The sequence below is a fragment of the Carboxylicivirga sp. genome, from assembly GCF_982718395.1.
Genome location: NZ_CEXQWX010000193.1, coordinates 1 through 10,603, shown reverse-complemented (window position 1 = coordinate 10,603; position 10,603 = coordinate 1). Strand labels below are relative to the sequence as shown.

10 protein-coding genes are annotated in these 10,603 nt (G+C 36.5%); 5 read left to right on the top strand and 5 right to left on the bottom strand.

Annotated features, from left to right (window positions below; genetic code table 11):
- Nucleotides 1-161 precede the first annotated feature (161 nt).
- The 3 genes from AC4MRQ_RS22575 (at nucleotide 162) to AC4MRQ_RS22565 (ending at nucleotide 4,098) form a co-directional block, all read left to right on the top strand.
- Nucleotides 162-1,532, top strand: coding sequence for a RagB/SusD family nutrient uptake outer membrane protein (locus AC4MRQ_RS22575; protein ID WP_491199992.1), 1,371 nt, complete (start codon nucleotides 162-164; stop codon nucleotides 1,530-1,532).
- Nucleotides 1,533-1,806: 274 nt separating this feature from the next.
- Nucleotides 1,807-2,988 (top strand): thioredoxin family protein, encoded by a 1,182-nt coding sequence (locus AC4MRQ_RS22570; RefSeq protein ID WP_491199991.1) that lies wholly within the window; start codon nucleotides 1,807-1,809, stop codon nucleotides 2,986-2,988.
- A gap of 507 nt (nucleotides 2,989-3,495) precedes the next feature.
- The gene (locus tag AC4MRQ_RS22565) at nucleotides 3,496-4,098 is read left to right on the top strand and encodes a peroxiredoxin family protein (RefSeq protein WP_491199990.1); all 603 of its coding nucleotides are present in this window, start codon (nucleotides 3,496-3,498) and stop codon (nucleotides 4,096-4,098) included.
- Between the two features lie 262 nt (nucleotides 4,099-4,360).
- Here the strand turns inward: AC4MRQ_RS22565 and AC4MRQ_RS22560 are convergent, their stop codons facing one another.
- The 5 genes from AC4MRQ_RS22560 to AC4MRQ_RS22540 all read right to left on the bottom strand — a co-directional run bounded on the left by AC4MRQ_RS22560 (nucleotide 4,361) and on the right by AC4MRQ_RS22540 (nucleotide 7,667).
- On the bottom strand, nucleotides 4,361-4,669 hold the full coding sequence (locus AC4MRQ_RS22560; protein WP_491199989.1) for a hypothetical protein: 309 nt from the start codon (nucleotides 4,667-4,669) through the stop codon (nucleotides 4,361-4,363).
- A gap of 115 nt (nucleotides 4,670-4,784) precedes the next feature.
- Nucleotides 4,785-5,003 (bottom strand): DUF4177 domain-containing protein, encoded by a 219-nt coding sequence (locus AC4MRQ_RS22555; protein WP_491199988.1) that lies wholly within the window; start codon nucleotides 5,001-5,003, stop codon nucleotides 4,785-4,787.
- A 57-nt stretch (nucleotides 5,004-5,060) separates the two neighbouring features.
- Nucleotides 5,061-5,738: a M50 family metallopeptidase gene (locus tag AC4MRQ_RS22550; RefSeq protein ID WP_491199987.1), complete on the bottom strand. Its 678-nt coding sequence runs from the start codon at nucleotides 5,736-5,738 to the stop codon at nucleotides 5,061-5,063.
- An 88-nt stretch (nucleotides 5,739-5,826) separates the two neighbouring features.
- A complete protein-coding gene (locus tag AC4MRQ_RS22545) occupies nucleotides 5,827-6,765 on the bottom strand; it encodes an alpha/beta fold hydrolase (protein ID WP_491199986.1) in 939 nt (312 codons plus the stop codon).
- 41 nt (nucleotides 6,766-6,806) lie between these two features.
- Nucleotides 6,807-7,667: an SDR family oxidoreductase gene (locus AC4MRQ_RS22540; RefSeq protein ID WP_491199985.1), complete on the bottom strand. Its 861-nt coding sequence runs from the start codon at nucleotides 7,665-7,667 to the stop codon at nucleotides 6,807-6,809.
- A 352-nt stretch (nucleotides 7,668-8,019) separates the two neighbouring features.
- Here AC4MRQ_RS22540 and AC4MRQ_RS22535 point away from each other — a divergent pair, with 352 nt between their 5' ends.
- Nucleotides 8,020-8,571: an RNA polymerase sigma-70 factor gene (locus tag AC4MRQ_RS22535; protein ID WP_491199984.1), complete on the top strand. Its 552-nt coding sequence runs from the start codon at nucleotides 8,020-8,022 to the stop codon at nucleotides 8,569-8,571.
- 618 nt (nucleotides 8,572-9,189) lie between these two features.
- A complete protein-coding gene (locus AC4MRQ_RS22530) occupies nucleotides 9,190-10,368 on the top strand; it encodes a FecR family protein (RefSeq protein WP_491199983.1) in 1,179 nt (392 codons plus the stop codon).
- Nucleotides 10,369-10,603: the final 235 nt, after the last annotated feature.

The following is a 10,603-nucleotide window of genomic DNA, read 5'->3' as shown; positions in this document are numbered from 1 at the left end:
AATACCTAAGCTTCAGAATATTGATATCATGCTACAGGCCAATAATATTTGGATGTGGACAGCCAATGAAATGGATATAGACCCGACAATACCATTGGGTACTTTACCAAATCCGAAGAGTTTACTGATATCATTAAAGACTAAATTTTAAATTGATTACTATGAAAAGAATAATCACATATATACTGGCCATTGGGATATTGGCATCTTGTGACGATTTTATTGATGTAACACCTAAAGGTGTCGTTGTGCCCGAAACTGTTGAACACTACCAGGGATTATTAAATAATGCCCGGACTACGGGAAGTGCACCGGTATCATATGCCATTGCAAGCGATGATGTTTATTTTGATGATGCACGTATTAATTCATTTGACTCATGGCAGTTTAATGCCTACTCTTGGGCCGATTATTACTTTAATCCGGAAGAGATTGACTTTTTATGGCAACAGGCTTATAAAGAAATAGCTGATTGTAATATTATCATCAATGAGATTGATGAGGCTAAAGGTGATGAATTGTTAAAAAGCTATGTGAAAGGAGAGGCTTTGGTATTCAGAGCTTTCAGTTACTTTCAGTTGGCTAATATGTATGGTAGCGTGTATGATAAAGCAACGGCAGACGATGATTTAGCTGTACCGCTTTTGCTTGAAGCACAAATTATTCAACAAAAGCCAAGAGCCAGTGTACAGGAGATTTATGACCAAATTATATCCGATCTGGATGAGGCAGAGAAACTAATGGAAGAAGCTGAAGGACAGAAGTCGACAAATATGAATGCTACTAAATTTCATGGTGATCTGAATACAGTATACGCGCTTAAGATGCGTGTTGCCCTTTTTATGGAGGAGTATACGGATTTAATAAATTATGGAGAGAAGTTTTTTGAACGCTTACCAATTGAAGCTGCAATATTAGATTATAATACCTTACCTTCTCCATTTATGATTATACCATTATTTAACCCTGAGCACTTCTATTTTCAATTGCCTAGCGGGCCATATGATTTTTTAAGAGGTGCATATCTAAGTGATGATTTGGTTGCTACTTTTGATAAAACAAAGGATTTACGTTTAACGTATCTGGCGATTCCTGATGGTGACAAATATTTATTCAATGATTATTTTAGCAATATCTTCCCTAATCCGGGTTTTACAACTACAGAAGTACTCTTAGGATTGGCGGAAGGGTATATTCGGAACAATGAAAAAAATAAAGCCATTGATTTAATCAACGAATTGCAAAAGCGTCGCCATATGACACCATTGTATACACCAGTTGCTTATGATGATGTAAATGATGCAGAAACGTTAGCTCTGGTACTTAGCGAACGTCGTAAAGAACTGATGTATCATGGTAAGCGCTTTTTTGACCTGAAACGATTGGGTAAAGATCCACAAACTGCAGTCACTTTTAAACGGACTATTAACGGGGCTGAGAAAGAGATAAGCCCTGATGACTTGAGGTATCAGTTAGCCATACCACTCGATATTATGTCGATGAATGATTTGCTTGTTCAAAATCCACGTTAGGAGCAATGCTTGTTTAATAGATAAACTAATCCTTCCTATGCCTGAGAATGGTTATAGGGAGGTTGGTTAATTTTTTAAAATAAACCCCATTTAAATTTACTAAAGCAGTGTAGTAATTTACATCTGATTTATAGTTTCTTCTACACCTTAATTGCCTGATTTTTAAAATTTAAATCGAACTCAGGTTTATAGGTTCTGCTATACCTTAATAAAGTATTGATGTGTCATGTAACATTGACATTCAACTTTTTAATAATTCTTAAAATTTTAACAAATGAGAAGTACATTTTTGTTAATGATGGTAACCATCATTACTATTTCAGCCAATGCTCAAGAAGACGGAATTAAGTTTTTTCACGGCACCTTTCAGGAAGCTCTGGATAAGGCAGAGCAAGAGAATAAAAAGCTATTTGTAGATGTTTATACCTCGTGGTGTGGACCTTGTAAAAAGATGTCTAAAACTGTTTTTACGCAAGCAGAAGTAGGTGATTTTTTCAACGAAAACTTCATAAGTTTTAAAATTGATGCCGAGAAAGGAGAGGGACCAACAATACGCGAAAAGTATTCAGTATCAGGTTATCCAACATTGATGTTTTTAACGCCTGATGGCGAAGTAGTGAAAAAGATGACTTCAAGTCTTGATGCTCCGGCTTTAATCGCTTTTGGAAAATCAGTGCTGACTGTAAACGATAACTTTGAGGAGTTGAAGGCTAAATATAAGCAGAATGAACTGGGAAAGGATGAACTGTTTCAATACCTGATTCATCTAAAGTCAAGAGAACTAAGCAAAGAAATCGAAGAAGTTTTCAATAAGTATTTTGTTTTGGCTGCTGAAGATCAAATATCAGAAACGTTATTGAATATGATTCCTGAGTATGGCACACAATCAGATAGCGAAGCATTTCAGTACTTGCTAAAGAATCGGGAACGTTTTAATAAGGTTATTGGAGTTGAGAAAGTAACCAAGTGTATTACGGACGTGTATCTTGGTGAGTTCAGGTATACAAGGTTTAAAACGGAAGAAGAATACCGTTCGGCCAAAAAAGTGTTGAAAACGAGAGTTGATGTTGATAAAGAACTAAGTTTAAGCCTGGATAACCACTATTATTATACATCTCAAAATGAAGAGAAGTACATTGAAACGGCAGGGGAGTTGGTTAAGGTGTATGAGAAGAATAAGGATGATATGGAAATATCACATATATTAGGCTCCCTTAAATGGCTGAAACAGCATGATAGTTACCTAAAACTTGAAGAATGGGGATTGCTGGCCATTCGTATTAACAACTCCTTTATTAACAATGCTCAAATGGGATTGGTGTATGCCGCTTTAAAAGATGAAAGTAAGTCTGAGGAATATTTTAATAAGGCAGAAGAAATAGGGAAGAGCACTAAGAATCCCTACCTGGAAAGATTGCCAATGTTAAGAGAAATGGCGCAATCGATGCTTAAATAACACAGGATTTGCAATAATTATTGTAGAAGATCATTAAAGAGGGTGTCCGAAAACCAGGAAATTATAAAAGAAAACTAATAATGTGTGATATTTAATAGCTTAACACCTCACCTCAATCCTCACCTAAAGGAGAGGAAGTGCTCAATAAATGAGTGTTAGTGCACTGATTAAGAGCTTATAAATGTCGAATGACTCTATTCCTTCTCCTCGAGGAGGATTTATTCCGCCAGAGCGGAAAGGTCAGGATGAGGTGATTAAGTAATAATTCGTAAGTAATGTAGTTTTAAATGCTTGTTTTCGGACACCCTCTTTTTCTGAAACTATAAATATAGAAACCCGCATTTCAATCTAATCAATCGTTTAAAAGAAAGGGACAGATCATACCCCATTAACCTGGATTAACCTTAACTAACATTGATTCATAGAGTTTTAACCAAGTGTTAACCTGTTTTTTAATTTGAGGCCTGTTATTTTGTCAATGTAATTAATTGATTAAAAATAACGAATATGAAACATGTAGTAACCTTAGCCTTGTTTGCCTTCACATGGAGTGCAATAGCCCAAACTGAACATTGTAATTTTAGCAATCAACGTTTTGAGAGTCCAGCAGATAACTATGCAGCGGTTTCTGATTATTCAGACGCAGTGGATGCCTGCGAATTTTCGGTAGATGCAAATATACCAGCAGATTATTCTCATGAGGATAAACGTGCGATACCATTTAACGTGAAGGATCTGGATGGTAATTATTATAATCTGGAGGATTTAATCGGAAAGGTAATTGTTGTCAATTTCTGGTTTATTGATTGCAAACCATGTACCATGGAAATACCAGACTTAAATAATATGGTAGCAGGTTTTGAAGGACAAGATATTGTGTTTTTAGGAATGGCACTTGATTCAGAAGAGTCCTTGCGTAAATTTTTGAAAGACAATCCGTTTTCATATAAAGTGATCCCTAATTGCAAAGACATTGTAACTGCTTACGGAATTAAAATATCTCCCGGACATGTTGTAATAGGCAAAGACGGTCAGGTAAGTTATACCTCGGAAGGATTAACGACAGATACCGTTAGCAATCTGCAAAAAGCTATTGAAGCACAACTGTAACCGTATATAATTTATAGCACTAACTTCATTATAATACTCGTCGCCCGACTAAATTGCATTAATGCCTATCAGTCGGGCGACGACTTATACATTGGTCAAGATTTTTATGCTAAGAGGTGCAATACTCATTAGTTTAACTCGGAAGGTTCGTTTGGACATACTTGTAACCAGTATCTCCGTTTCTCCACCCTCAATTAAAAATACACATTGTTGTCCATTGATTTTATCATACTTAATGAAGTAAACCGGATATAATGTACCGCTATTTTCTTTTTCTAATCGAAGTTATTTTAATCCGGTTTCGCATTCCACGTTTCACAATTTCATATCTTAAATAAACCTTCTGTGGTAATATATCAAATCCATTCGATCTTTTCTCTATAATTCCTTTAGGAATTGAGTCTGTTAAATAAAGGCAGTTATTAATGTCAATCATCCATCCACCACAGTCACCGCATCTGGTAGAGTCCCATCCAACAATTTCACCTTTCACCTCACGGTTTTGATAAGAGAAACCAGAGAGAGACATGAGTGTTATTGAAATCAATATTGTAAGTAATGTTCGAGTCATATTTTATTCTTAATTCAGGGTGAAATCTAAGCAAAAACCTCACCAATAAAGCCCGCTTGTTGATTTTTGGATTCATGTAGCTATTCCACTGCGTTCAATCTTGATAGCATTGACTTTAATTTTTTGGTCTTTTAAAGAATGCTACATATCCAACTGTTTGATGTATCCAACCAAATCCGAAGGCCATAAATCCACCGTCTAGTTTGGGCTCAACTTTTACAAGCTCCCAACCATCAGCACCATACCTATCAAACTCTTCGTTTATTTCATCAGGCAATCCAGTGCTGGTTCGTTTCTTTGCGTTGATAAAAACAATTTTATATTCCCATTCCATTTGTCTAAGGTTTATATGTTATAATTTTAATCATCAGTGTGGAATTAAAGTTTACGCTTATTTTCTTCTTGATATACTGTATTTCAACATATAATAAACAATAGTAATGGCAATAAGCATCCAGGTAATACCAATTACTACAGACGGGATTCCTGTCATTTGAGCAATTTGATCAGCATCGCTGCCAATCCCACTTCGTGATATTAAATCCGATTTGATATCGAGTATCACATAGAGGCTGCTTGTCAAACCAATAAACTTTAACAGATATTCGAGGATAGAAAGCGGCAGGTATTTAACCGATGCAAACATAAATAGAGTAAATCCGGCACAGAAAAGGATGCCAAACAATTCTCCTGATTTAATGACATAATAGGTAATGATAAGAGAGCCAATACCTATAATTGCAGCTAATAGTCGAATATACTTTGTGTGTGAAGCGGTCAGGAAGATAATGACACCCCAGATCAAACTGCCTAAATAACCTGCGCTGGCAATCATAAATGAAGGCCAAAAACCGGGGGGGCGGGTAGAGGTGCAAGATCCTCCGATCATATGGTTAATTTCAATTTTTATGATATCGCCACCCATCAACTCAGCCATTAAGCCATGACTGATTTCGTGGAGCATTACCACAAAAATCTTTATTGGATAAATAACAATAGTATCCCAAAGAGCAATGGCAATGATAAACATGCCAATCAAGATCAATAATTGCTTCGTGTTTTTATTCATGAGATTCAGGCTTTTGTACAGATTGATATAGTTCTTCAGATCCTTTAAAAGAACATTTCAACCGTAAACATACAAATACATTTATGATCTACCTGAATTTAAGCGTTATCCAATCAATAAGTTCCTTGTCGAACAGTTGACTCTCTTCCAATTGCGGTGTGTGCCCACTTTTTTCAAACAGAACCAGGGTGAAGTCAGGGATATTTTTATACTCAGTTTCCCAAAGTGTATAGGGGATCACATAGTCATATTTACCAAGCCCAAGAAACACGGGGACACTAATGGGAATTGCCGGTTCAAACATGTTATAATCATGAAACACTTTGGTAAACAGATGCTGCGTAACTTCCGAATGCACCGTCATATCATCCCAAAGCCAACTGGCGTCATAGCGAGGATTATACCAATATTGTGGCGACATATTATTATATCGGGCAGAGGCTTCTTCCTGCCCGGTCAGTCGGTCCAGCTCATTTGTTTTTCCCCAGTTTTGTTCCTGAAGTTCTTTTCTTTCCTTTGAGGCAGTTTCCCAAAGTGCTGTTGCCTTTTCATGATAAACAGCATTACCCCATTCGCAGGGAGAGCCAACAGCGATTAATCCCGAAACTTGATTGCCATATTGTTTGACGTACTCGGTTGCAATGGTTCCATGTATGCTGTGCCCCAAGATTATTGGTTTCTCCAGACCAAGTGCAGATCGTATCTGTTCCACGTCATTCGCAATAGATGAAATATCTACGGTATTTAAATCTTCTGCATTATAGCCTTTGGCAAACCATTTCATATCCACGAAATACATTTTCAGGTGTTTTCGTAATTCATTAGAAAAGGTTCGGGGATAATAAACAGATGAACCGATTACTAAACACGGTATACCTTCACCTAGTGCCACATAGCCGAGGCGGCTGTCATCGACTTCAATAACTCCAGAATTGAGTAGTGATTTCTGGTTGCTTGTTTGGGCAATTATACAATTACATTGAACTAGTAGAAGAAAAATAAGTATTTCAAATCCGGTCTTTTGCATATCTGTATTTAAATAGGAATAAATTAATACGTAAGGCAGAGTCAGGACATTACCTTATTTGTTTTAAATTCATTGATCATTTCTAATGCGGACTTATGAGGTCTGCCTGCGGCTCTTTCAAAATCGGAAGCCACGTCATTCGCACCGTTTCTTATTCCTTCATATATCCCGGCAATGACGGTTCCAAGGAAATCACCAAGTTCTGCCTGACGCTCTTTTCTATACGCTTCTACAGACATCTCTGAGTATTTCAGGTCTGTATTGAATACCTGATTTATCAATTCGGCCAATTGAGTTTGAGTTATGCCTTCACCTACGAGATTATAAGTTTGTTCATTGTGATTGTCGTTCAAAAGCATTTGTGTATATGCATTTCCCAATTCTGAACGACTTGTATAACAGCATTTACCATCAGCGGCACAGTTTCTGATTTCGCCTTCTTTTACGTAGGTGTCAATATATTCCAGATCGGGTTCTATGTAAATGCCGTTTCTGCCAATAGCCCATTGCAAGCCGGATTTACACACATCATCCTCTGTTTGGCGATTGCTTTTTACGATGGGACTGAATGAAGTATCAGCTTCATTACCAACGATGCTTGTGTACACTATTTTTTTTACACTATTGTGCCTGGCAGCTTCAATAACATTTCTGTGTTGTTGAATTCTATTCTGAGGCTTGTCCATACCAGAAACAAGCAATACTTTATCAATACCTTTTAGAGCGATCTTAAAACTATCCAGACTGTTATAATTACCTTTTCTTATTTCAACGCCAAGGTGAGAAGCCTTTTCAGGTGATCTGACTATTCCAATAACATTGTCTTTGCCAATTTCTTTTTTTAGCTCATCAACAATTGACGAACCCAATTGACCATTTGCTGCCGTAACTGCAATCTTCATCTTTTAAGTTTTAGTTATATCCAACTTATACCAATTGTATAACAAAGTGATTGATAAAGCACTTTGCTTATAACAATGGTTAATGCCGAAACAGAATCACAGATTGTTTTTTATCAATCGTTTTGATTCGTATTCGGTATTATTTATATCAGAATATACACCTTAATTTTACTATGTCAACAGTAAGTGTGCAGATATAAACTTATATCGTTGTATAATGCAGAGCAATTCACATAGCCTAAAGTCACTTTCGAATTCTGTGATTATTAATTGCTGATTGTCTTGTTAATACAGTTATTGATAAAACATTTGTTTTGTCAAAACTGAGTGTTTTATTAATTTGGCGGCGTCTATGAATCTACAGGAAGAGGTCATTAAAAAGAAGTTAATAGCTGGAGATGAATCGGGTTTGCGACAGCTATTCGACATGTACTATACCCCCTTGTGTGTATATGCCCTTAAATTTATTGATTCATTTGATAAGGTTGAAGATATCGTTCAGGACGTATTTATCAATTTCTGGGAAAGTGGTAAAGCAACTGAAATAACTTCAACAATTAAAAACTACCTCTTCAGGGCAGTTAAAAATAATTCCCTGAACCACCTTCGAAATACAAACCGGTACAGACTTGAACCCATTGATGAGCAATTTGAGTTGGAAGAAGAGAATTACGACGATAATAGCGAACTGGAACAAAAGAAGAAACAGTTATATACCGAAATAGATAAGCTCTCGCCCCAGGCAAAGCTTGTTTTTGAAAGCATAGTGTTTTCAAATATGAAATATAAGGAAGTGGCTGAAGAATTAGGCGTGTCTGTTAATACTGTTAAAACTACTTTTTCAAGGGCTTTAAAAAGACTGCGTTCTTCTCTTGATGTTATAATTCTCCTGATGCTTCCATAGTTAATCAGGTATATTTAATGACATACTTTTAATTAGTCTTGGATCTGATGATTACTAGTCACAATTTTAGTGTTCGGTGCATTGTGTATAATGCATAATAATCACTCTTCACCCCGCCGCAACTTTGTTCCAATAGCTACCAGGGAAATTGGCTGTCGCATCTTTAAAACAATGTTGTTTTTTTACGTTATATCGACATAAGCAACGCAGCTTGGGACCCATAGGCATAAGTGGAGGAATGAAAAATTTGGAGCATGCTATTTTAATCTTTAAATTTTTCCTGTAACGTTGCCAATATGGGTAAGCGAGTGCTTTAGTCGACGGCTTTTTTCTAACCTTTTTGAGCTGCAGGCAAAAAGGTGAAGCCTCAATGGCTTGAGTTGGAAGAAGAAAATCTTAAATGTGATTGCCAATGAATGCAATAATATATTTCGGTTATCCCCTAAATCATGCAGATCCGTTACTTTAAATACTTGATTGACTCTTTCATTAAGCTTATTTTAGCCATAAACAGATAAAGTTTTAAAATTTGCACAAAAAAGTGTCACCCATTTTTGATATTCTGTATCGTCAATATAGCAGGAGTAATTATTAATGCACTAAAATAGTTGATTTAATATGCAGGTAGATGATAACAAAATACTGGAGTGGGCAATTAATTATCATCGGGGTGAGCTGACAGTTGATGAGCAGAGGGACTTTGAGCTCTGGCTGAATAATGATCCTGAGCATATTAATATCGTCAACAAGTACAGACGACTATATACCAATAGCAGAGGTCTGGCGTTTCAAAACCAGGTTAGGGAAGAAAGAGCCTGGAGTAACATATCGAAACAAATCACACCAAAGAAAAAAGCTCGCCTGTTACCTGATTGGGCTTATTATGCCGCAGCAATTTTGGTTGTCGGGTTGTTGGGTACCTGGTTTATTTTTAATGAGGTATCAAAGGTTGAACCTGTGCACCATTATAATTTTGAGCAGTTGGCTGAAGTGGGCAGTAAAAAGGCATCGTTAACAATGGCCAATGGGATGATGGTTGAGCTTCAGAATGATGGGGAACAACTACTGGATGAAAAGGATGGAACACAAATTTTAAAAGATTCAGATAATAACCTCAGCTATAAAAGTGATCCTGTAAATAAGAGTAATAAGCTAATTTATAATGAGGTGTACGTGCCCAGGGCAGGAGAGTATTCTTTGACTTTATCAGACGGCACACAAGTGTGGTTAAATTCAGATACGCAGTTACGTTATCCTGTGCAGTTTGGTTCCGATAAACGTGAAGTCTATCTGCTTAAAGGCGAAGCTTGTTTTCAGGTGGCTCACAATAAGGAAGCACCGTTTTCGGTATATGCCAATGACACAAAAGTAAAAGCCCTTGGAACAATGTTTAATGTGTCAAGCTATGAAAATCAACCTTTTATATCGACTACCCTGGTGGAAGGTAGTGTTAAAGTTGATTACCTTAATGAAGCAACAATTTTAAAACCCAATCAGCAGTCAATAATCAATAAGGGACAGGATGGTATTACAGTTAATCAGGTAGATGCATCGGTACACATTGCATGGATTCATGGTGTTTTTGAATTTGAAAATGCTGACTTAAAGTACTTGACGGAGCAGTTGGGACGGTGGTATAATGTTAGTTTCTTCTTTACCGAACCAGATATTAAGAATTTAAGATTTACCGGGGCATTTAAACGTGATCAAAGCATTAATTACGCCATCAGTTTAATTGAAAGAATCACCAATGTTAAATTTAAAGTAGAGGGAGAAACCATAATTATAGAACAATAAAAAAGCAGGAAATAGTACCAGTATTTCCTGCCATTCGTTAACCGCATTGCTGCGAAGCAATGCCAGTTTATAAATCATAAAACAAAAGTATGAAAAAAAATCAGAGATGGGAGTGGTATACCCCTTCCATACGTAAATTATTACGCGTTATGAAGCTGAGTTTGATACTAATACTTGTTTTTTCGTTGCAACTTTCAGCAGAAAGTGTAGCACAGGTACAGCTTAAAAGTAAAGG